Origin of the sequence: Roseivivax jejudonensis, from assembly GCF_900172265.1 — a bacterium.
GTDB lineage: Bacteria > Pseudomonadota > Alphaproteobacteria > Rhodobacterales > Rhodobacteraceae > Roseivivax > Roseivivax jejudonensis.
Genome location: NZ_FWFK01000002.1, coordinates 23,167 through 45,469 on the forward strand (window position 1 = coordinate 23,167; position 22,303 = coordinate 45,469).

At 67.8% G+C, this 22,303-nt stretch carries 22 protein-coding genes and 1 pseudogene; 19 read left to right on the forward strand and 4 right to left on the reverse strand.

Annotated elements, in window-relative coordinates; translation table 11 throughout:
• Positions 1-421: 421 nt before the first annotated feature.
• The 9 genes and pseudogenes from ROJ8625_RS05190 (at position 422) to ROJ8625_RS05225 (ending at position 10,514) form a co-directional block, all read left to right on the forward strand.
• Positions 422-1,159 (forward strand): hypothetical protein, encoded by a 738-nt coding sequence (locus tag ROJ8625_RS05190; protein ID WP_085790824.1) that lies wholly within the window; start codon positions 422-424, stop codon positions 1,157-1,159.
• Complete coding sequence (locus ROJ8625_RS05195) at positions 1,156-3,312, forward strand: TnsB C-terminal domain-containing protein (protein ID WP_234984177.1); 2,157 nt, start codon at positions 1,156-1,158, stop codon at positions 3,310-3,312. The genes ROJ8625_RS05190 and ROJ8625_RS05195 overlap by 4 nt, the downstream gene beginning before the upstream one ends.
• Positions 3,309-4,271, forward strand: coding sequence for an ATP-binding protein (locus ROJ8625_RS05200; protein ID WP_085790826.1), 963 nt, complete (start codon positions 3,309-3,311; stop codon positions 4,269-4,271). Before ROJ8625_RS05195 ends, ROJ8625_RS05200 begins: the two co-directional genes overlap by 4 nt.
• A 345-nt stretch (positions 4,272-4,616) precedes the next feature.
• Entirely contained in the window at positions 4,617-6,062 is a 1,446-nt protein-coding gene (locus ROJ8625_RS05205) for an alpha/beta hydrolase (protein WP_085790827.1), read from the forward strand.
• Positions 6,063-6,315: 253 nt separating this feature from the next.
• Positions 6,316-6,828: an Hsp20/alpha crystallin family protein gene (locus ROJ8625_RS20600; protein ID WP_143535052.1), complete on the forward strand. Its 513-nt coding sequence runs from the start codon at positions 6,316-6,318 to the stop codon at positions 6,826-6,828.
• A gap of 557 nt (positions 6,829-7,385) precedes the next feature.
• Positions 7,386-8,594 (forward strand): annotated as a pseudogene (locus tag ROJ8625_RS05215) (AAA family ATPase); the annotation flags it as partial.
• A gap of 115 nt (positions 8,595-8,709) precedes the next feature.
• Positions 8,710-8,967, forward strand: a complete 258-nt coding sequence (locus ROJ8625_RS21565) for a hypothetical protein (protein ID WP_370738467.1) — start codon at positions 8,710-8,712, stop codon at positions 8,965-8,967.
• 66 nt (positions 8,968-9,033) lie between these two features.
• A complete protein-coding gene (gene dusA / locus ROJ8625_RS05220; RefSeq protein ID WP_085790830.1) occupies positions 9,034-10,053 on the forward strand; it encodes a tRNA dihydrouridine(20/20a) synthase DusA in 1,020 nt (339 codons plus the stop codon).
• A gap of 161 nt (positions 10,054-10,214) precedes the next feature.
• Entirely contained in the window at positions 10,215-10,514 is a 300-nt protein-coding gene (locus ROJ8625_RS05225) for a hypothetical protein (protein WP_085790831.1), read from the forward strand.
• A gap of 176 nt (positions 10,515-10,690) precedes the next feature.
• Here ROJ8625_RS05225 and ROJ8625_RS05230 read toward each other — a convergent pair whose 3' ends face one another.
• The 3 genes from ROJ8625_RS05230 to ccmI are packed head-to-tail and all read right to left on the reverse strand — an operon-like array spanning position 10,691 to position 12,662.
• Positions 10,691-10,933, reverse strand: coding sequence for a DUF1289 domain-containing protein (locus ROJ8625_RS05230; protein WP_085790832.1), 243 nt, complete (start codon positions 10,931-10,933; stop codon positions 10,691-10,693).
• Positions 10,930-11,418 (reverse strand): Holliday junction resolvase RuvX, encoded by a 489-nt coding sequence (ruvX, locus tag ROJ8625_RS05235; protein ID WP_085790833.1) that lies wholly within the window; start codon positions 11,416-11,418, stop codon positions 10,930-10,932. Before ruvX ends, ROJ8625_RS05230 begins: the two co-directional genes overlap by 4 nt.
• On the reverse strand, positions 11,415-12,662 hold the full coding sequence (gene ccmI, locus ROJ8625_RS05240) for a c-type cytochrome biogenesis protein CcmI (RefSeq protein WP_085790834.1): 1,248 nt from the start codon (positions 12,660-12,662) through the stop codon (positions 11,415-11,417). Before ccmI ends, ruvX begins: the two co-directional genes overlap by 4 nt.
• 199 nt (positions 12,663-12,861) lie before the next feature.
• Between ccmI and ROJ8625_RS05245 the strand changes: the two genes are divergently transcribed.
• From ROJ8625_RS05245 to rarD, 10 genes are all read left to right on the forward strand, one after another.
• Positions 12,862-14,109, forward strand: coding sequence for a sarcosine oxidase subunit beta family protein (locus ROJ8625_RS05245; protein ID WP_085790835.1), 1,248 nt, complete (start codon positions 12,862-12,864; stop codon positions 14,107-14,109).
• A 115-nt stretch (positions 14,110-14,224) separates the two neighbouring features.
• Complete coding sequence (locus ROJ8625_RS05250; protein WP_085790836.1) at positions 14,225-14,608, forward strand: hypothetical protein; 384 nt, start codon at positions 14,225-14,227, stop codon at positions 14,606-14,608.
• Between the two features lie 126 nt (positions 14,609-14,734).
• Positions 14,735-15,040 carry a sarcosine oxidase subunit delta gene (locus ROJ8625_RS05255; protein ID WP_085790837.1) on the forward strand — a complete coding sequence of 102 codons (306 nt, stop codon included), beginning with the start codon at positions 14,735-14,737 and terminating at the stop codon, positions 15,038-15,040.
• A gap of 68 nt (positions 15,041-15,108) precedes the next feature.
• Complete coding sequence (locus ROJ8625_RS05260; RefSeq protein WP_085790838.1) at positions 15,109-18,129, forward strand: sarcosine oxidase subunit alpha family protein; 3,021 nt, start codon at positions 15,109-15,111, stop codon at positions 18,127-18,129.
• The gene (locus ROJ8625_RS05265) at positions 18,122-18,688 is read left to right on the forward strand and encodes a sarcosine oxidase subunit gamma (RefSeq protein ID WP_085790839.1); all 567 of its coding nucleotides are present in this window, start codon (positions 18,122-18,124) and stop codon (positions 18,686-18,688) included. The genes ROJ8625_RS05260 and ROJ8625_RS05265 overlap by 8 nt, the downstream gene beginning before the upstream one ends.
• A 103-nt stretch (positions 18,689-18,791) precedes the next feature.
• The gene (locus ROJ8625_RS05270; RefSeq protein ID WP_085790840.1) at positions 18,792-19,196 is read left to right on the forward strand and encodes a hypothetical protein; all 405 of its coding nucleotides are present in this window, start codon (positions 18,792-18,794) and stop codon (positions 19,194-19,196) included.
• A gap of 105 nt (positions 19,197-19,301) precedes the next feature.
• Entirely contained in the window at positions 19,302-19,910 is a 609-nt protein-coding gene (locus ROJ8625_RS05275; protein WP_085790841.1) for a superoxide dismutase, read from the forward strand.
• Positions 19,911-20,057: 147 nt separating this feature from the next.
• Positions 20,058-20,288 (forward strand): hypothetical protein, encoded by a 231-nt coding sequence (locus ROJ8625_RS05280; RefSeq protein ID WP_085791334.1) that lies wholly within the window; start codon positions 20,058-20,060, stop codon positions 20,286-20,288.
• Positions 20,288-20,743 carry a host attachment family protein gene (locus ROJ8625_RS05285; RefSeq protein ID WP_085790842.1) on the forward strand — a complete coding sequence of 152 codons (456 nt, stop codon included), beginning with the start codon at positions 20,288-20,290 and terminating at the stop codon, positions 20,741-20,743. Before ROJ8625_RS05280 ends, ROJ8625_RS05285 begins: the two co-directional genes overlap by 1 nt.
• A 125-nt stretch (positions 20,744-20,868) precedes the next feature.
• Positions 20,869-21,786, forward strand: coding sequence for an EamA family transporter RarD (gene rarD, locus ROJ8625_RS05290; RefSeq protein ID WP_085790843.1), 918 nt, complete (start codon positions 20,869-20,871; stop codon positions 21,784-21,786).
• On the opposite strand, the gene ROJ8625_RS05295 is transcribed toward rarD, so the two are convergent.
• The gene (locus tag ROJ8625_RS05295) at positions 21,708-22,280 is read right to left on the reverse strand and encodes an LOG family protein (protein ID WP_085790844.1); all 573 of its coding nucleotides are present in this window, start codon (positions 22,278-22,280) and stop codon (positions 21,708-21,710) included. The genes rarD and ROJ8625_RS05295 overlap by 79 nt on opposite strands.
• Between the last annotated feature and the right edge of the window lie 23 nt (positions 22,281-22,303).

Sequence of the window (22,303 nt, forward strand, 5' to 3'; positions counted from 1 at the left end):
ATCGCGGATACAGGTTTGACGTTCGGATCGCCACCAAACGAAGGGAGGGCGATCACAGCGCCGTGAGGCGCGGGCGTAGTCTCGTCAAAGAGGTCCACGCGAGATCGTCAGTCTCTCATTTTTTCGCAACAAAAACAGATGATTGACTCCTCTTGCCCCAGAATCAACAAGGCCTGCGAAGTTCTTCTTTTGGATTTTCACGGACTGCGAAGACCTATCGTGGGCGGCCGGCAGACTTCGGCTGACGCAATGACGAAAGAAAAAAGGCGCGCCATACCGGCGCGCCCATGAGTAAAGGGCCTGATCGCCCCAGTAACACTTGTCACGGTAGAGGCCGAGAACGGTCCGGACAAGCGCGATCCCAGGTCCTGTGAAGGAAATCGCTACCCCGGAGCGCGTGCGGTCCGGGAAGGAGGAAGTCATGTCCTATTTCCTGGACGAGGAAACGGGCCGCCACCCGACGGGAAAGAAGCCGGCGCTTCAAGTCGCCCCTATCCATGGGGTTCTGCCGTACGACGGTTGCCGGAACCCGATGACCCGCAGCACCGTCTCGAGCCGTGTCTCGGCGACGTTCGCGCTGCCGGCGACAAACGGGGTCCCGAAGGTCTTCCATTTCGAGAGCAAGTCCGAGTTCGCTGTCGCCCTCGATGCGCTGTTGGACCCGAGCGTTTTCGGCTTGGAAGTCCAGCTCCCGCCGGTGCGCTACTGGTGCCGCACGAGCCAAAAGCGCCGGTCCCATCACTTCGACATGAGATTGACCTTCGACGACGGGCTTCGGCGCGCGGTATTTGTCCGGAACGGCGACAGCCTTTCCAAGCGCAAGACGCAAGACGAGATCGAGGACATCTTCAACGCGATCCCTGAGGATTTCGCGGACGAGGCCATCGTCGTGAACGGTGACCACTTTACGAGAGCTTACCGCGACAATCTGCGCCGGATCTGGGAAGCATCCGCGGAGGAGGACGCTGACGCCGATGAGCGGCTCGAAGAGGCCGCACGGACGACCAATTACTGGCTGCTTCAGGATCTCATCAAAAAGAGCGACCTGCGCTCACCGCGTGCCTTCGGCGCTGCTTTGAGGCTCCTCGGTCGTCGGATCCTGCGGGCAGACTGGCATGCTGTGATTGGCGTCCACTCCCGCATCGAGTTGAACGCGTGACAAGCACGCCCCTCTATAAGGTTCCTTCGGGATCACGCCTTGTTCTGGAGGGGCGTCACTGGCTGGTCACCGGCCGCGAAGAGTACGGCTACGCCGTGGAAGGCGTAGAAGATGGCGAGTGCCTCACTCTCTCTTATGCCCGCGTCGACAGCGCCATCAAGGAACGGGTCTGCGAGGTCATCAAGCCAGCGGACGCCGAGGTGCGCGAGGCATTGGTCAAGTTCACCGGCGGCTTGGAAATCTTCGAGCAATTGTCACCGGAGCAGCAGGACACGGTGAGAGCTCGCCTCGCGATCGTCACGGCGATGGACGAACTCGAAGCCGAAGGTTTGCGCTTGACGCAACGGAGCATCAGCGAGAAGGGCGCACTCCGCTCCACTCTACTGAACCGCGCGACCGAGCTGTCGAAGGGCAGGAAGTTCATTGAGGCCGCACGTGGGGGAAAGTTCAAGCGGCTTTTCCAGTGCCCGCAGGGACGCACGCTTGCGCGGTATCGGCAGAATTACCATCGCTATGGTCGGAACCCGGTTGCCCTGATCGATCGAGATCATTTGAAGGGACGGCCAGCTGAGCGCCTCAGCTACCTCCAGGAGCGCTTCATCGACTACATTATCGAGCAGTGGAACCGGGTCGAGAAGCCGACGCTGGCAACGCTAGTCGAGGACGCAAAGCCGGTTTTCCATGTCCCCCCCGAGCAGATCGCCGACGGCTTCAAGTTTCCGTCGATCACCACAATTCGTGCCCGTATCAAGGCGATGTCCGAGGTGGTTAAGGCGATCGGTCGAAGCGGAGTGCGGCATGCGACGAACCTCAAGGGAGCAGGGTCGACCGACGTCCGAGCCTTGATGTACGGCGAAAAGGCCGAGATTGATCAAGTCTATTTGTCGATCTTCACGGATGACAGCGGTGCAGTCAGGTCGCGCGTCATCAACCCGAATGAGGTCGATGAGGACCTGGCAGAAAACGAAATCCGGAGACTGTGGCTTCACGCGATGTTCGACGTGGCGACGCACCTCCCGCTCGCATCGATCATCGCCGAGACGGCCGATGCCGATCACAGCCAGGCTCTGCTGCGCATGGCGACGCGGGACAAGACCCGGGAAAAGGTTCGTTACGAGTGCAAGCGGGATCCGGCGCCGGCGGTCCATATCGCAATGGCAACGGCAGATAATGGCAGCGCAACGCGCAACGGCGCGATTTACGCCAGCCAGCTAGGCATGGGGACAGTGGTCGAACTCGGCCGCGCCTACCATGCGACCGACAAGCCCTGCGTTGAGCGGGCGTTCGGAACCATGCAGTGGCAGGTCCTGAATTTCCTCCCGGGATACACCGGCAGCCGGCCCGGAGAACTTGAGGGCTACGAGCCGAAAAAGTCCGCGAAACTCACACGTGATCAGCTTTACGGGATTATTACCCGCTTCCTCGTCGACGACTACTCGCATAGCGAGCACCGTGGCACAGGCATGTTCAATGCCACGCCTTGGGAAAAGCTCGAGGAAGCCGTCTCCGTTTATGGGGGAATCGACGCGCCTTCGCAAATGCGACGCTGTCTGCACCTCGGCGTGAAGACGCAGGCCAGCACAACGTCCGAAGGCGTGCTGGCGTTCTACCTCCCGTTCAATTCGACCGAACTCCAGCGGTATGCCGGGGGCACGTCGAAGCGTGTCACGATCCACATGGATCCGGATGATCTTCGGAAGGCATACGTCACAGCTGAAAAGCATGACAAGGTCATCGAGGTCGACCTCAGAATGACCGCTCTGCAGGATCTGACCCTCGAGGAAGCCATCGAAGTCATGGAAGCAGCCTGTCGGCGTGATCCGAAGGCGCAGGAACTTCATGATCGCCACCTTCATGAAGTGCGGAAGCGCTTCGCACAGGAGTCGGGTTTCTTCCCGGACTCGCGCGATCCCTCGAATTACCAGACCATGGACAAGCTCAGGCGGCGGGCTGACCGGCTCGCGCAGGTGGAGATGCGTCCGACCGGTATCACGGGGCCGACCGCGCCGCCTGGCCAGGTAACGGATCGCTCCTCGGGCAATCACGTCTTCAAGGTTAAGAAATCTGGTGCGCCTGATCAGGGCATCGGGGACAAGAAGCCCTCCAAGTCGGGGCAGGCAAGTTTCAAGCCAATCAAGGAGAGCATGCTGTGAGTTCGTTCCTAAACGAAGCCGTCGCCCAGGCCGCGAACGCCAACAACGGCCTTCACTATCCGCTCGACCGCGGGAGCACGCTCCGCAAGTCGTTCAGTGATCTCCTCAGTCGGCACGTCGGTAGGCTGCGGGGGTCCGCCCGGTTCGAGGCCGAAATCCTCGTCGTCACGGGCCTGAGTGGGACCGGCAAAACCCGGGAAATCACCAAGATGCTCGACGAGTTCAATGGGGACGAGCTTCCGCTGCCCGACGGAAAGCCGGCACGCGTTGTCCATTGTCTTCTTGACCGGAAGGGCGGCTGGAAGGACCTCGGACGCAAGACCTTGAAGGCGATGGGCTACTCCCTCTCCGAGAGAGCGCGGCTGACACAGAGCGAGATCTGGGAGCGCGTCGCGTTCCAGGCCCGGGCCCAGGGCATCATCGGAGTCTACTACGACGAGGCGCAGCACATCTTCGCGGGTAAGTCGGACAACGACCGCGAGACCATCCTCGACAGCTTCAAGACCCTGCTGAAGTCGCATGATTGGCCGCTGATGCTGATCATGTCGGGCGTTCCCGAGCTCGCCCCTCACGTCAGGTCGCTGGATCAGGTCTATTCCAAGGTGACCTACCTTCATTTCGAAAAAATCGACCTTCCGAACAATTACGAAGTCGTCCACGAGATCGTGGGCAGCTACGCCTTGAAGAACGGTCTGGCCGTTGAAGATGAGATCGTCAGCCATGAGTTCTATCACCGGCTCGCCACTGCCGCTGCCTTCCGGTGGGGGCTGCTCATCAACATGGTTATCGAGACGACCGCGAGGGCCGTCGAAGCCGGGTGCGAAACCCTGAGTTGGCAGCACTTCACGGATAACTGGGTGGCAAAAACGCAGATGAACCAGATCGCCACGCCGTTCACCCATGAGGGCTACGAGACGATGTTCCGGCCGGACAAGCCGTTCCAGACAGCGATCGGCTAGCCGCATCATAAGCTCCAGACCCTTGAATGAACCCGCGCTTCGGCGCGGGTTTTTTCGTGTCTGCGCATGGCGCAGAGCAGGGGAGAAGTTCAGTATAAGCCTGCGCATGCTTTTACGGTTTGCGCACGCATTGGCGTTTTTCGGCGCGGATGCGCGATTAAGTAATTGATAATAATGATGAAATAAGGAAGGCGAATCGCAGGCGTGCATTCTTGCGCACTGTTTTGCCGTGTCTGACTGTTTCACCGGTCGCAGGCGGCGCGGAGCCGGGCGGCTGATCGGGCAGGGGGCCCTGCGTCCGCAGCGGCGCTGGACCGGTGCCGGTTCGGGACGATATTGGCCGGCATGATCCGTCGCCACATCAAGGCCGTGACCGCCGCGCTGGCTGCCGTGCTGGCACTCCTGTCGATCTGGCAGCTGGAGCAGGCGCGCGCCGGGATCGACCGCGACGCGGTGCGGCTCGACGGCACGCCGGCGACGATCTACCGCGCGCCCGGGTCCGGGGGACAGCTCGTGCTCGTCTCGCACGGCTTCGCGGGGTCGCGGCAGATGATGGAGGCGATCTCGCTGACCCTCGCGCGCGCGGGTCACGTCGTTGTGGCCTTCGACTATCCCGGGCACGGCCGCCACCCCGGACGGTTGTCGCCCGACATCACGCGTCTGACCGGGACGACCGCCGATCTCGTGCGCCAGACCCGCGCGATCGCAGAGGCCGCACGGGCGCGCACGGGGATCGCGCCGGTGGCGCTGGTCGGACACTCGATGGCGACCGACGTGATCGTCCGCGCCGCGGCTGACCTCGACGGGGTGACCGGGGTCGCGGCGATCTCCATGTATTCCGATCGGCTGAGCCCCACGCATCCGCAACGGCTTCTCGTCGTGTCCGGTGCGCGCGAGACACGGCTGCGCGAGGTGGCGCGCACCGCGGTGGCGCAGGTCGAGCCCGTGGCGCCGGGCGATGTCGCGCGGGACGGGGCCGTGGAGCGCCGCGCGGTCGTCGCGCCACGCGTCGGGCATGTGGGCGTGCTCTGGTCGCCGGCGACGCTGCGCGCGGTTGCGGACTGGTTCGGCCCCGTGCCGGATCTCGCGCGGACCGGCCCGTGGATCGCGGTGTTGCTGGCTGCGATCCTGGCATTGGCCTGGCCGTTGACGGCGATGCTTCCGCGCGGTGCGCGCGACGGCGCGCCGGCGCCGCTGCGGCGCGCGGCGATGGCCGCGGCCCTGCCCGCGCCGGTGGCGGCGCTCGCGGCGATGAGCGCGCTACCGGTCGGCGGGTCCGCCGGCTTTGGCGGGCTGGCGCTCGGCCTGTTTCTGTGGGGGACCGGCGCGCTTGCGATCCTGCGGCCTCGGCTGCGCCTCGGGTGGCCGGACGTGGCGGCTGCCGGTTTCGTCATCCTGTGGGGTCTCGGGGTCTTCGGCCTCGCGCTCGACCGCTACGGGGCGGCCTTCGTGCCGGCCGGGCCGCGTCTGCCGCTGATGGTCGCTCTCCTGCCCGCGACGCTCGTCGTCGGTCTTGCCGACCGGGCGCTCGTGGAGGGGCGCGGAATTCCGGCGCGGCTCCTGTTGCGCCTGCCGCTGCTGCTCGCGCTCGGCGCGGCGATGGCGCTCCGGCCGACGAGCGTCGGGCTTCTGTTCACCATATTGCCGGTCCTTGTGCTGTTCGTGCTCGTACACGGCTCCATCGCCCGTTGGGCGGGCATGCGGGGTCGCCGCGACGGCGCCGCGCTGGGGCAGGGCGTCGCGCTTGCCTGGGCCATCGCGGCGTCGACGCCGCTCTTCGCGACGGCCTGACAGGGCGGCTTCCGCGCAGGCGGAGCGCGTCCCGCCAGATCGCCTGCGGCATCCATCACGGCGCGCGGAGAGAGCGGATTAACCAGAGAGGAAGCCGAATCGCGCTAGCGTTCTGCGGCGTTCGACGTGCGAGGATTGTGCTCTTGGCCCCTGTTTCCAGTCATTCCATGCGAGCGGTGTGCACGGCACTGGCTGCCGTCTTTCGGGCGTGGTCGTGTGGCGCGGGCCGGGATTCCGTCAGTGTGGCCGGGCCATGGCCGACCGCATCGCCGCGCAGCGGTTTTGCCACCGGCAGGGCACGCGCATGACGAGCCTCGGCCCTCCCGCGACGCCCGCGGCAAGTGGTGCGACCGGTCCACCGCTCTGGGCGTTGGGCCAACCGCTGTCTGTCGTGCTCGACCGGATTTCCGCCGAAGAGGCCGTGCGCGAGGCCATTCAGCCTCGCGCGCATGGTAGGTCCGGCATTGGACACGATGATAGTTGGCCGAGGCGTCCGAAAACCCGGCCCGGACCGGACCCGATCGCGGCGTCCGTCCTTGTCGATCGCGGTAGGTGGTCGGCCTGTGCCGAATTGCCCGGCGTTCGGGCCGGTGATATCCGGCTGTCCGCGCGCCACGGCACCCTGATCGTGGAGGTCGTGCGGCCCGAGCGCCGCGCGCGCGGCGCAATCGCCTTCCCGGACGCAATCTTGCCCGAGGATCTGTCGGTCACGCTTCGCAATGGAATCCTGCACGTGGCGGCCGATCTTCCGCCAGCTGCTCGATGACGCGGGGGACCGCACAGCCCACGACGGAATCCGGGGCGAAGGCCCAAACCCTTCGCGCGACCTGCCTCTCGCGACCCGGTCGCGGCCTTGTCGGTCTGGGGCGCGCCGCGCTGACGCTCGGGCGCCTGCAACCGGGTGATACGGTCCGTATCGCGGGCGCATCGGTCACGTACGGACGGGTGATCGCCGCGACAATGGCCGATGACGCCGTTCTCCTCGACGGCGATATCGCGACGAACGCGGGCGTTGTGGACGGCGACTCCGTGACTGTCGATCCGGCAGAGCTGCGGCCACTGTCGAGCGTCGCATTGCGCTTCGAAGCAGCCGGCGCGCCAGACCCCGGCTCGTTGCGCGACAGCCTCGTCGACATGGCATTGAGCGACGGCGACGTCCTGACCCTCGCGACCCCGGCTGGCGGGACGCTGCGCGCGGAGGTAGCCGCCTGCCGCCCCGCCAACGCCGGCCTTGTCGGGGACGCGGCGCGCTGCGTGGTGGCAGAAACGCCGGACCCGGACGACGAGCGGCGTTGGGGGGTGCGCGCCCACGTCGCCGAGGCCATGCAGAGCGTGGCAGGGCCTCTGTTGCGGCCCGAGGCCGCGGCGCGGCTGGGCCTGGTCCAGCCTCGGGGATGGCTGCTGAGCGGAGCAAGCGGCAGCGGCCGGATCCGCATGGCGCGCAGCCTCGCAGCACGCGCCGGCGCGCGATTCCTGAGCCTGCCCGCGACCGAGATCGGTGACGCCCCGTTCGGCGACGGCGGCGCGATGCTTCGCACGGTCTTCGACGCGGCGATTGCCCATGCACCGGCGATCCTCCTGATCGAGGAGATCGACGCGCTTGCGACCAGCGGCCGACGCCGTCGCGCGGCGGCGGCGGAGCTCATCACCCTGATCGACGGCCTCGCTCCGGACGCCCGCGTCGTTGTGCTCGCGACCACGTCGGACCCCGCGCGGCTCGATCCGGCTCTGCGACGCCCCGGTCGGTTCCAACGCGAGATCGTCCTCGCCCCGCCGGGCCGCCGCCACCGGCGCGACATTCTGGTCGCCGGCCTGTGCGACACGCAATGCGATCCGGACCTCGACCTCGAGGCGCTGACGGATGCGACCGATGGCTTCACGGCCGGGGAGATCATGCAGCTGCTGCGCGATGCCGCGCTCGCGGCGTTCGATCGGGTATGCTGCGCGGAATACGCCGAAGCTCGGTCGGCCGTGGACGACATCGTCCTGACCCAAGCGGACGTGGACCAGGCGCTGTCCGACATTCGTCCTCACAGCGTCGCAGGAGGCGCCGAGCCGGCAGCGATGCCCTGGGCCGACCTGCGGGGCCTCGACGTGGCAAAAGCGGCGCTCGACCGCGCGGTGCTGCGGCCGCGCCGAACGCCCGAACTCGGCCGCCGGCTCGGCGCACGTCCGGCGCGGGGCATCCTGCTCGTCGGTCCGCCCGGCTGCGGCAAGACGCTGCTCATCAACGCGCTGTCCAAGGAGGCCGGCCTGCGGCGTGTCACCGTCACGCCGGCGGACTTCCTTGCGCTCGACGCCACGGACGCGGCGCAGATGATCGCAGATCGTTTTGACGCCGCGCGGCAAGACGCCGGAACGCTCCTGGTCTTTGACGCGATCGACTCGCTCGCGCCGCGGCATCCGGAATGCATTCGATATCTCGTCGACGGGATTGACCGGCTCGAGGATGGCGGTGTCGTGGCGGTCACGGCTCACAGCGTCGAGGGGCTCGATCCCGCGCTGCTCCGGTCCGGCCGCATCGATGTCACCGTCGCCTGTCCGATGCCCGATAGCGCCGCGCGGGCCGCGATCCTCGCGCATCACCTGGCCGGACGGCCCTTGGCGCGCGGTCGATCTGCGGGCGGTCGCCGCCGATACCGAGGGCATGTCTGGCGCGGATCTCGCTTCACTCGCCGCCGGCGCAGCCCGGAACGCGCTGTTCCGCGCGGCGTCCGCCAGCGCGCGTCCCGGCGGTGCGCGCCTCACGCGCGCCGATATCGACGACGCGATCCGGGCGTGGCAGGCTACGCTGGCGCGGCATGACCCCGAGAAAGCAGAAAGAGCTGGTGCGTGTGGCGCCACACCCACCGGAACGCGGGCCGCAGGCAGGCTTGGCCGGCTTGGCGCGCGGCCGCTGGCATGATATCCGGCCGCTTTCACGACACAGCAACTCGTCCGCGTCATGTCCATGCACCGCCCAGACTCGCACATGCCCGGAGTCCCGGACCCCGCACAGGCCGTTGCAACGGCGGCACGGCTGTCCGTGGCGCCGATGATCGACTGGACCGATCGGCATTGTCGCGTGTTTCACCGGCAACTGTCGCGCAACGCGTTGCTCTACACGGAGATGGTGACCGCTCCGGCGCTTGTCCGAGGGGGCGCCTTGCACCTTCTGGATTTCTCGCCCGAAGAGTACCCCGTCGCGCTGCAACTCGGCGGATCGGATCCCGCCGAACTGGCCGAAGCCGCGCGCCTTGGCGCGGCGCGGGGCTATGCCGAGATCAACCTCAACGTCGGTTGCCCGTCGGACCGCGTGCAATCTGGCACGTTCGGCGCCGTTCTGATGCGCTCGCCCGATCTGGTCGCGCGCTGCGTCGCTGCGATGCGGGAGGCGGTCGAGATACCGGTGACGGTGAAATGCCGGATCGGGGTCGAGGAGCAGGAGCCGCGCGCGATACTGCCCGAATTTCTGTCACGGATCCGGGAGGCGGGCGCAGACCGCGCCATCGTGCACGCCCGAAAGGCGTGGCTTCAGGGCCTGTCGCCCAAGGAAAATCGCAACGTGCCGCCGCTCGACCACGATCTCGTGGAGGAGATGGGCGCTGCGTTTCCCGAGCTTGCGATCTCGATCAACGGGGGGATCGGCACGCTCGCGGACGCGGAGGCGTTCCTCGCGCGGGGAGTCTTCGGCGTGATGATCGGGCGCGCCGCGTATCAGCGCCCGTGGGACATCCTCGCCGAGGCCGATGCGCGGATCTTCGGGGCGGATCGGCCCGCGCCGGACCCGGTAGAGATCGTCGCGGCGATGCGGCCCTATCTGGAACGCCACGTTGCCGCCGGCGGCCGACCGCACCAGGTCACGCGGCACATGATGGGCCTGTTTGCGGGGCGCCCGGGCGCCCGGGCGTGGCGACGCGCGCTGTCAGAGCTCGGAACTCGGCCCGATGCCGGGGCGGAGAGTCTGGACGTGGCGCTCGCGGCAGTGGGCGCGGAGCGTGACGCGGCCTGATCTTCTGCCGCATTTTCCACCCGCATTTGGTCGCTTCACGGCGACAATACACGCTATGCAGGTGCACTGATTTCCATATGTGGACGCCTGTCAGGTTGTTTTAGACAACATCTTGGATTTCTGGCAAAGACTGAGGCGCGAATCCGACCGGAGCTTGGCCGATGTCCCTGTGGCTGTCCCTGCTCCCGTTCCTGCTCGCCGCGCCGGTCGTCGCTCGCGACGAGGGCGACGACATCGCGGACGGAACGGACGCGCCCGACAGGGCGCAGGACAGCAGCACGGTGTCCGGGGGGACCGACGACGCGGTCCCGGTCGGAGATGCAACGGCGCCCGAGGCGGCGGCCGGCCAGACTGAGAGACCTGGCCCGGCCGCCGCCGAGAGGGGCGACGCACCGTCAGACGTCGTGGTCGCGCTATCCCTGACCGCCGGGCCCGAGGCAGAGGTCTTCGCTGGCGGGTGACACGGCCCCGGGCGCGAGCCCCGTTCAGATCGACGGCGTCATCATGCCCATAGGTCCGGACGCCGTCGATGCGCATCTGCGACACGGCGTGTATATTTCTTGCGTCACCCGCGTGAGCGGGGCGGCCCCAGCCTTCGGGACCGATCACGTGCGGCTGGTCGACACCGGCCGAGCGGTCATTCGCGCTGGCGCGCGGCCCGCCGCGCCGCGCGGCCGCCGCGCCGGCGGGTCAGCCGATCGGTCCGCGACGGCAGCTCTGCCATGACGGCGCTGCGCTCCTCTTGGCTCATCATGCTCCAGGTCGCGATCTCGTCGATCGAGCGCAGGCAGCCGGTGCACAGGCGCGATTCGGGTTCGATCACGCAAACCTTGATGCAGGGGCTCTGCACTTCCTTCCGGGACCAGACGTCGTCGTTCATGTCGCCTCCGGGTCGATGCCGTCGAGATGGATAAGGCGGTCGAGCGCGCCTTGCAGGATCACGGCCGCAGCCACGTGATCGATGACCTGCGCGCGGCGGGCCCGCGACGTGTCGGCCTCGAGCAGCGCGCGTTCGGCCGCCACGGTCGAGAGTCGCTCGTCCCAGAACCCGATCGGACCGGTCCAGAGCCGCGAGAAATTGCGCGCGAAGGCCCGGGTCGACTGGCATCGCGGGCCCTCGCTGCCGTCCATGTTGCGCGGCAGGCCAAGGATCACGCCAGCGATCTCCCGCGCGGAGAGAATCTGAACGAGCCGCTCCGCGTCGGCGGTGAACTTCTTGCGGCGGATCGTCTCGAGCGGCGAGGCGACGCTGCGCCGGCGGTCCGACACCGCGACCCCGATGGTCCGCTCGCCAAGGTCGAGTCCGGCCACGGCGGCGTTGCGGGGCAGGGCCGCCACGAAGGTCTCGATCTCGTCGTGGATCATTGCCCGAGCCCCACGCTTTCGGCCGCGGCCTCGATGCGCTCGAGCCCGGCCTGATCCCGCGCGAAGACCTGCTGCGCCTCCGCGTAGATCGTCGCGGCCCGCTCCCGCTCGCCGATCCTGACCAGTGAGGTGATGAGCCGGGCCCATTCGGCGGCGGAGCCACCCTGCGTCGCGAGCCGGTCGGACAACTGGGAGACCATGCCACGGATCATCTCGTCGCGCGCGGCGGGGTCCATGCCCTCGGCCGCGCGCATCTGCTCTTCCGTGGGGCCGGGCGGGGTGATGGAGTCACCGCCGGGCAGTTCGGGCGGCACGTAATCGTTCACGCCGGCGCGCGACGCGACGGACTGGATCTGGCTCATCACCGGCGGCACCCACGGGTCGTCCGCGCGGCTGTTGCGCAGGAGCGTGTCCCAGATGCGGAAGGCGCGGTCGGGCCGGCCGGTCTGGGCGTAGGACAACCCGGCATAGTAGCGCGCCGCACCGTTCGACGGATCGCGCTCGAGCGCCTCGGAAAACGCGGCCTCCGCCTCCGGCGACACGTAGCCGCCCGCGGCCAGCACCATCATGTCGCCCAGGTCGGCATAATCCGCCGCGGTCGCGTCATCGCCCTTCAGCGTGACGATCCGCTCCTGCGCGCGCCAGGCCGCGTCGAAATTGCCGAGCGCGGCCTCGGACCGGGCCAGGAGCCGGAACCCCTGCAGGTCGTCCGGTCGCTCCGCGACCGCACCGCGCAACCGCTGCACCAGCGCGGCGTATTCGGCGTTCGGCGGCTCCTGCGGGGCGGACTCGGGCACCTGCGCCTCGGCCTCTTCCTGGGTCGGGCGTTCGGCGCGGGCGGCCTCGGCCTGCGCGATGCGCGTGCGCAGCCCAAGATCGCCGTATCCCGGCGCGCCGAGGCTGAGATAGAGGCCGTAGCCGCCGCCGATCAGCAGAAGCCCGATCACCGCCGCTGTCGCCAGCCCGAGCGTAGCCGGCTGGCCGCCCCCGTCCTGCGCCGCGCGAGCGCGCGCATCCGCCGCCAGAAGGCGCCGCGAGACCTCTGTGCGCAGCCGCTCCGCCTCCTCGGGCCCGATCGTGCCGCGTGCGGCGTCGCGCTCCACCTCGGTCAGCTGATCGCGATAGACCTGCAGGTCGAACGCCTCGCCTGCCCGCGTGTCGCGTCGCCCGCGCAAGAGTGCCAACACGAGCAGCGCCGCCACCAGCGCCGCCAGCGCTCCCGTCAGGATCAGAAAACCCGTCATCGCGTCCCTATCGTGGCCCTGTGCCTAGGTATGCCGCATTCGCGCGCGCCGAAAGGGCAAATGCCCATGGTGGCCTGAGGCGATCTGCCTCGTCCGCATGTCGCGAATCCGTCGCAGAGTGACGGTTGCGACCGAGGCAGCACCGCCACGAAGGGTGCAAACAGGCCGGCAAGGGAATCCCCCAGAATCGAGGCGCCACATGAAGCATTATTCCGCTTTTGCCATCGCCCGCGAGGCGCTGCGCGGCCACACCGGGTGGGAGCGCGCGTGGCGCAAGGCGAGCCCGAAGAAGCGCTACGACGTCGTGATCGTCGGTGCCGGCGGGCACGGTCTCGCGACCGCCTACTACCTCGGCAAGAACCACGGCATCCGCAACGTCGCGATCCTCGAGAAGGGATGGCTGGGCGGCGGCAATACCGGGCGGAACACCACGATCATCCGCTCCAACTACCTGCAGGATCCCTCGGCCGCGATCTACGAAAAGGCCCGCTCGCTCTACGAAACGATGAGCCAGGATCTCAACTACAACGTCATGTATTCCCCGCGCGGCGTGATGATGCTCGCCCAGACCGAGCACGAGGTGCGCGGCTACCGGCGCACCGCGCACGCCAACGCGCTGCAGGGCGTCGACACGCAATTCATCTCGCCCGAGCGGGTCAAGGAACTGTGCCCGATCATCGAGCTCAGGGGTCCGCGCTACCCGGTCCTCGGCGCGCTGTGGCAGCCGCGCGCCGGCACGGCCCGCCACGACGCGGTCGCCTGGGGCTACGCGCGCGCCTGCTCGGACATGGGCATGGACATCATTCAGAAATGCGAAGTGACCGGCGTGCGCTCCGAGAACGGGCAGGTGTCCGGCGTCGAGACCTCGCAGGGCGCCATCGACTGCGGCAAGCTCTGCATCGTCGTCGCGGGCCATTCCGGGCACCTCGCCGAGATGGCGGGCTTTCGCCTGCCGATCGAGAGCGTGGCGCTTCAGGCGCTGGTGTCCGAACCGATCAAGCCCTGCATGGACGTGGTGGTCATGGCCAACACCGTGCACGGCTACATGAGCCAGTCCGACAAGGGCGAGATGGTGATCGGCGGCGGCGCCGACGGCTACAACAACTACACCCAGCGCGGCTCCTTCCACCATATCGAGGAGACCGTGCGCGCGCTGATCGAGACCTTTCCGATGATCTCGCGGCTCAAGATGCTGCGCCAGTGGGGCGGCATCGTGGACATGACCGGCGATCGCTCGCCGATCATCTCTAAGACGCCGCTCGGCAACTGCTTCATCAACTGCGGCTGGGGCACGGGCGGGTTCAAGGCCATCCCGGGCTCGGGCTGGGCCACGGCCGAGATGGTGGCACGGGGCGAGCCGGGACCGCTCGCCGCCGAGTTCTGCATGAACCGGTTCCGCGAGGGGAGGTTCATCGACGAGAGCGTCGCGGCGGGGGTCGCGCACTGATGACCACCGGGGGGGCAGTGCCGGCAGCCTTCTGCCGACCCGCAGGCGGGCGCGGAACCTTTCGCGCCGCGGTCGGCGTTTCTTCGCCAACTCAAGTCATTGTGCGGAGAACGTCATGTCCGACCCCAACACGACCCCGAACACCCACACGCGCGAGACGCATGTCGAACGCCGCGGCAGCGGCGGCACCGGCGTGCTCGCGTTCATCGTCGGCGGCCTCGTCGTGGCCGTGGGCATTCTCGCGTTCCTGTTCTGGGGCGGCAGTGCGCCGGAGGGCGGCGGCGAAGCCGCGTCCGGTGGCGGTGACGTCTCCATCTCGGTCGATGGCGGGGACGCCGCGGCCGAAGGCTCTGCCGGCGGCGACGACGAGGGCGCCGGCGCAGCCGCGTCCGCCGAGGGTGGCGGCGCATCCGATGCCGCCGGCGGCGACGCCGCGGCCGGCGCGTCGGCCGATGGCGGCGGTGCATCTGCCGGCGCCGACGCCGAAAGCGGCAACTGATCTCGGCACCTGCGGTGCCGTCACGCGGCCGTCGTTCCTGACGGCGACGCCGCGTCCCGACCCTGCAATCGTCCCGGTCGCGCCTTGCGCGCGGCCGGGATTTTTCGTGTCGAAAGGGGCGTTTCCATGCTGATCCTCACCTGTCCCTATTGCGGCGTCGCCGCGGACGAGACCGAACTCGCGCCCGGCGGCGAGGCGCATCTGCGCCGCCACGGCCCGGACAGCTCCGACAGCGATTTCGAGGCGTATCTCTTCCTGCGTCGCAATCCGCGGGGACTGCATCTCGAACGGTGGCGCCACGCCCATGGTTGCGGCAAGTGGTTCCACGCCGCGCGCGACACGATGACGATGGAAGTGCTGGGCACCTATCCCGCACAGGTCACCGCGCCCCCGCCCGAGATCGTGCACGCCTCCGACGCCGACACCGCCTGATCTTCTTCTTGGCCCAAATACTCCCGCCGGAGGCATCCGCCGTCTCCGCCATCGCAAGGTCCCGCACAATGAGCCATCGCCTGTCCTCCGGCGGCCGCCTGATAGACCGCTCGACCTCGGTCCGCTTCACGTTCAACGGCACCTATCTGCGGGGCCATGCCGGCGACACGCTCGCCTCGGCGCTGCTCGCCAACGACCGGATGCTGATGGGCCGCAGCTTCAAGTATCACCGGCCGCGCGGCGTCGTCGCCAGCGGCGCCGAAGAGCCGAACGCGCTCCTTGGGCTGGGGACCGGCGACCGGTTCGAGCCGAACCAGCGCGCCACGGTCACCGAGCTCTTCGAGGACGCGGCGCTGTCCTCCCAGAACCACTGGCCGACGCTGGAGGCGGATGTGGGGGCGGTGAACGCCTGGCTCTCGCGGTTCCTGCCGGCGGGCTTCTACTACAAGATGTTCATGTATCCGCGTCCGTTCTGGAAACATGTCTACGAGCCGTTCATCCGCCGCTCGGCGGGGCTCGGACGGGCGCCCGCGGCCGACGCGCGCGATCCCGATCGCTACGAGCATTTCTACATCCACACCGACGTGCTGGTGGTCGGCGGCGGGGTCGCCGGACTGGCCGCCGCGAAGGCGGCGGGCGAGGCCGGTGCGGAGGTCCTGCTGATCGAGCAGGATCCGCACTGGGGCGGGCGCGCCGTCGTCGATGGCGGCGAAATCGACGGCATGGCGCCGGAGGCCTGGGTGACGGCGACGCTCGCGGCTCTGAAGGCCATGGACAACGTGCGGATCCGCACGCGGACGATGGGGTCGGGCGTGTACGATCACGGCTATGCGCTCGCCTACGAGCGCGTGGCCGATCATGTTCCGGGATCCGAGGCGCCGCGGCACCGTCTGTGGCGGATCCGCGCGCGCCGGATCGTGACGGCCACAGGTGCGATCGAACGGCCGCTGGCCTTTGCCGGAAACGACGTCCCGGGCGTGATGCTCGCCTCGGCGGTGCGCGACTACGTCGTGAACTACGGCGTCGCGACTGGCCAGCGCACGGTGATCGCCACCAACAACGACGACGCCTACCGCACGGCGCTTGCGCTGCATGACGCCGGGCTGGAAGTGCCCGCGATCCTCGATGCGCGCGACGGCGGCGGCGGGGCCCTCGCGGATGCGGTGCGCGCGCGGGGCATCCGCGTGCTGGCCGGCCGCGGCATCGCCAAGGTCAAGGGCGGCAAGCGGGTGACCGGTGTCGCCATCTGCCGCCAGTCGGGCGAAGGCGGGGTGCTCGACATGATCCCCTGCGACTGCGTCGCGATGTCGGGCGGCTGGTCGCCGGTCGTGCACCTGTGGTCCCATGCCGGGGGCAAGCTCACCTGGGACGCGACCGAGGCGATGTTCCGTCCCGACGGTGCCCGGGCGCCGCGCGATCAGGACGGAGACGCGATGGTGCGTGCGGTCGGCGCCGCCAACGGGCATCTTGGGCTCGCCGAGGCGCTGTCGGACGCGTGGGAGGGCGGCACGGCCGTCGCCGGCGGCGGCGGCACCGCCAGCGAGATGCCGCGGGCCGCGTCCCGCGACGAGGCGCCGCTGGCGCCGGTCTGGATGATGCCCGCGGCGGCCAAGCCCGCGCTGCGGCGAAAGGCATGGCTCGACTTCCAGAACGACGTGAAGGTGTCGGATGTGGCGCTCGCCGCGCAGGAAGGCTTCGAAAGCGTCGAGCACGCCAAGCGCTACACCACGCTCGGAATGGCAACAGATCAGGGGAAACTGAGCAACATCAACGGTCTCGCCGTTCTGTCTCAGGCTCTGGGAGAGGATATTCCGCAGGTCGGCACGACGACGTTCCGTCCGCCCTATACCCCGATTTCCCTCTCCGCCATCGCCGGCGAGGCGCGCGGCGAGCTGTTCCAGCCGATCCGCAAGACTCCGCTTCACGACTGGCACGACGGGCAGGGCGCGGCCTGGGAGCCGGTCGGCCATTGGCGCCGGCCCTACTGCTTCCCCAGGTCGGGCGAGACCAAGCACGATGCCGTCACCCGTGAAATCACGGCCACGCGCGGAGGCCTCGGCCTGCTCGACGCGTCGACGCTTGGCAAGATCATCGTGAAGGGTCCGGATGCCGCCCGTTTCCTCGACATGCTCTACACCAACATGATGTCGTCGCTGAAGGTCGGTGCCTGCCGCTACGGCCTGATGTGTTCGGAGAACGGCTTCCTGATGGACGACGGCGTGGTCGCGCGGCTCTCCGAGGACACGTTCCTCGTCCATACGACCACGGGCGGCGCGGACCGGATCCACGGTCACATGGAGGAATGGCTCCAGACCGAGTGGTGGGACTGGAAGGTCTGGACCGTCAACGCGACGGAGCAATACGCGCAGATCGCCGTCGTCGGGCCGAAGTCCCGCGCCGTGCTGGAAAAGCTCGGCGGGATGGACGTGTCGGCCGAGGCGCTGCCCTTCATGCGCTGGAGCGACGGCACGCTGGCCGGGATCCCGGCCCGGGTGTTCCGGATCTCGTTCTCGGGTGAACTCAGCTTCGAGGTCGCGGTGCCCGCGAACCGGGGACGGGCGCTGTGGGACATGCTGCTCGAGGCAGGTGAAGAGTTCGGCGTAACGCCATACGGAACCGAGGCTTTGCACGTCATGCGGGCCGAAAAGGGCTTCATCATGATCGGCGACGAGACCGATGGAACGGTGATCCCGCAGGATCTCGGGCTCGACTGGGCGATTTCGAAGAAGAAGGAGGACTACATCGGCAAGCGCGCGCAGGCGCGGTCGCACATGGCCTCTGCCGATCGCTGGAAGCTCGTGGGCCTCGAGACGCTCGACGGCGCGGTGTTGCCGGACGGGGCGTATGCCATCGCCGATGGGCGCAACGCCAACGGTCAGCGCAACACACAGGGCCGTGTCACCTCCACTTACTACTCGCCGACCCTCAAGCGGGGGATCGCGATGGGCCTCGTGAAGGACGGGCCGGACCGCATGGGCGAAGAGATCGATTTCACCCGCGTCGAAGACGGGACGACCGGAGGCACCATGCGCGCCCGCATCGTCTCCACCGTATTCTTCGATCCGGAAGGGGAGAAGCAGAATGTTTGATGCCATGTCGCCCAAGACCGGGGCCCGCTACGAGGGCCGCGTGACCGTCGCGGAGGCGGGGCTCTCCGGCATGATTACCCTGCGCGGCGCGCTCGACACCATCGCCCAGCCGGTCGCGGACGCGACCGGGCTGGAGGTGCCGGACACGCTCGGCATCGTCGAGGAAGGCGGACGCGCCCTGGCGTGGATGTCGCCGGACGAGATGATGCTGTTCTGCGCCTACGAGGATGCGGCGGACCTCGCCGCCCGGCTTGCCGAGGCGACGGCCGACGAGCATGCGCTTGTCGTCGACATGTCGGATGCGCGCGCGATCTTCGTGCTCACCGGCGCGGAGACCTCGCTGCGCGAGACCCTGGCCAAGCTCACGCCCGCGGACGTGCGGCCCGAGGCGTTCCCGGCGGGCATGGTCCGGCGCTCACGTCTGGCGCAGGCGGCCGCGGCGTTCTGGATCGCGAATGACGGCACACTGCGGGTGATGTGCTTCCGTTCTGTCGCCGACTACGTTTTCGCGCTGTTGTCGCACGCGGCGCACCCGGAGGGCGCGGTCGATCACTTCTAGGACAAGGCGGCCCGGTCGCGGCGCCAACGGCGACGCACCGGGTTGCGGCCTGCCGCGCGGACCGCGATAGTCCGCCGGCAGTCTTGGAAGAAGGGTTCGTCCAATGAAGTCCGTCCTGCTCGCGCTGCCGCTCGTCCTTGCCGCGGCGAAAGGGCAGGCGGCGGAGACGCTCCTGTGCGAACTGACCCAGTTCGGCTCCGGCAACTGGATCCCGGAGATCCTGTTCGTCGGCTACGAGGAGGGCGCGGACACCGCGGTGGTGTCCGACCCGGTGATCCTGACCTTCAACGGCGGCCCGACGCAGGCGCAGATCGTCGCGGACAACGCGCGGCGGATCACCTTTGCCTGGGACTTGCGCGCGAACGACGGGCGCGGCAACTATGTCGGCCGGTTCATCTATCGTGCGACCCTGCAGAAAGGGTCGTTGCAGATGACCATATCTGCCACGCCGGCGGGCTACGCCAACCGCTTCACCGGCCGGGGAACCTGCCGCAGGGAGGCGCGTTGATTTCACGACACGTGACGCGCCTGTGATCGGCGGTCTTGACCCCATGTGACCGTGGATCACTTTCGGCGTAGTCGATCAAATTTTCATCCAATCACGAGGACAGTCATGGCTTTCGAACTTCCCGACCTTCCCTATGCCCACGACGCGCTCGCCCCGAAGGGCATGTCGGCGGAGACGCTCGAGTTTCACCACGACATCCACCACAAGGCCTATGTCGACAACGGCAACAAGGCGATCTCCGGCACCGAGTGGGAGAACAAGCCGGTCGAGGAAATCATCAAGGGCACCTACGACCCGAACGCGGTGGCCCAGTCCGGCATCTTCAACAACGCCTCGCAGTACTGGAACCACAACCAGTTCTGGGAAATGATGAGCCCCGAGCAGAAGGGCATTCCGGGCGAGCTGGAGAGTGCGCTGACCGAGGCCTTCGGATCGGTCGACAAGTTCAAGGAAGAGTTTTCCGCCGCCGGCGCCGGCCAGTTCGGTTCGGGCTGGGCGTGGCTCGTCAAGGACAAGGACGGCAGCCTCAAGGTCACCAAGACCGAGAACGGCGTGAACCCGCTGTGCTTCGACCAGACCGCGCTCCTCGGTGTCGATGTGTGGGAGCATTCCTACTACATCGATTTCCGCAACAAGCGCCCGGCGTACCTGCAGAACTTCCTCGACAACCTCGTGAACTGGGAGAACGTGGCGGAGCGGCTCTCCAAGGCCTGATCGCCAGCACCCATCGCGCAAATTCGGATGCCCCCGCAGCTTCGGCTCGCGGGGGTTTTCGTTTCCGGGACGGCAAGATGGAAAAGGCGGGAACGCCGCGGCGTCCGGCCGCATTTGCTTCATGACACGTCAATGAAGGAGGCCATCATGGCAGAGCGCCAGAGATCAAAGGACGGGCACCGCGAAACCGAGGACGTTCTCGGCCAGAAGCCCGAAGATCTGCCGAAGAGCCCGGACCACGCCAACCGCGCCGGCGGTGAACTGCAGCGCAAGGTCGGCACGCGTGACGAAGAAAAGCGTCACGACGAGGGCTCGGCCGGCACGACGCGCCCGCTCGCGCAGGATCAGGACGGCTCCGGCGACAAGGAGGACGTCTGATGTCCACGCTCACGCGCGACACCTGGGTGCTGATCGCGGACAGCGAAAAGGCGCTGTTCATCCGCAACGAAACCGACGCCGAGAATCCGAACTTCGTGGTCGTCCGCGAAGAAGAGCAGGACAATCCCAAGGACGTCGCCCAATCGGCCAACAAGCCCGGCCGGATGCAGGATAGCGGCGTTCAGCAGATGTCGGCGGTGGAAGACACCGACTGGCACGAATTGGCCAAGGAACGCTTTGCCGACGATCTGGCGGGGATCCTCTTCAAGCAGGCCGAGAAGCACAAGTTCGAGCGCATCGTCCTGTGCGCTGCGCCGCAGGTGCTCGGCGCCCTGCGCGACAAGCTCCACAAGGAGGTGTCGTGGCGCGTCGTGGCCGAGGTCGACAAGAACCTCACCAACCATCCGCTGGATCAGATCGAGGCGAACCTGCGCCGCGAACTGGAATCCGTGTGATCCAAGCGTCCGCGGCGGCGATGGTCGCCGCGGATGCCACCCCTTGCCTCCGGCGACACGACCCGTAGAGATGCGCCTGCGCGCCGATTGGCGGCGCCGCGCCATCACGACCCGGGAGAGCCGGCATGACAGACGCCCGCGCCGGGCTCCTCGCGATGATCGGAGCCTGCACCATCTGGGGGCTCTCGCCGCTCTACTACAAGCTTCTCGCGTCTATTCCACCACTTGAAGTTCTGGCCCACAGGACGTTGTGGTCGCTTGCCTTTTTTGCCAGCCTGCTGTTCTTGCGGGGCCGCATCGCAGAGGTCGAGGCCACGTTGCGCTCGTCCGAGTTGCGGCGCCGCCTGACGGTGTCGGCACTGGCGATTTCGTCGAATTGGTTCCTGTTCATCTACTCGATCCAGATCGCTCGCGCGACGGAAGCCAGCCTCGGCTACTACATCTTCCCGCTCGTTGCGGTACTGCTGGGTGTCGTCGCGTTCGGGGAGCGGCTGACACGGACGGAGATCGTGGCCGTTGCGCTGGCCGCCGTCGCGGTCACGGTCCTGGCCGTGCGCGAAGGGCAGGTGCCCTACGTGTCGCTTGTGCTTGCGATGACGTTCGGGATCTACGGGCTGGCCAAGAAACGTCTGACAATCGGCGCGGTCGTGTCCGTCACGACCGAGGTGGCAATCCTCGCGCCGCTGGCGCTTGGCTGGCTGGCGTTCGTACATCTGGGGCAGGGCGGCGGCACCTTCGGGCACGATCTCGCGCTGTCGGGGTTGCTGATGCTGTCGGGGCCGCTGACGGCGCTGCCGCTGATCCTGTTCAGCTTTGCCTCGCAGCGGATCGCGCTCAGCACCGTCGGCTTGATGCAGTATCTCAATCCGACGCTACAGTTCCTGTGCGCCACGCTGGTCTTTCGCGAACCCTTCGGCCTGTCGCAGGCACTGGCCTTCGCGCTGATCTGGACGGCGCTTGCGCTTTATTCCGGGGCGCGGCTGTCAGCCGACGCCACGCGGCGCAGGGCGGCGGTCAGATCTTCCACCGACGTGCAGGACTGAACGCTGTCGACAAGCCCGCGAGAGGCGAAGCCGGTGTCGACCACATGCTCGAGCAGCGCCTGCAGAGGTGCCCAGAAGCCGTTGACGTCGAGCAGGAAAATCGGCTTCGCGTGCAGCCCGAGCTGGCGCCATGTCAGCGCTTCGAAGAATTCGTCGAGCGATCCCGCGCCGCCGGGAAGGACGACGATCGCATCGGCGTTCATGAGCATGACCTTCTTGCGCTCGTGCATCGTCTCGGTGACCACGAAGCGGGCGAGGTCGCGCTTGCCGACCTCCATCGCGAGCAGGTGCTGAGGGATCACGCCGAACGTGTCCGCGCCCGCGGATTGCGCGGCCCGGGCCACGGCGCCCATCAGCCCCACGTCCCCGGCACCGTAGACGAGACGCCAGCCGTTGTCGCCGATGGCGCGGCCCGTCGCCTCGGCCGTGGCCATCCAGGCAGGGTCGGTGCCGGCGCGTGCGCCGCAATAGACGCAGACGGACAGGTCGGTCATGGGAAGGGCGCCTCCAGGCCTTT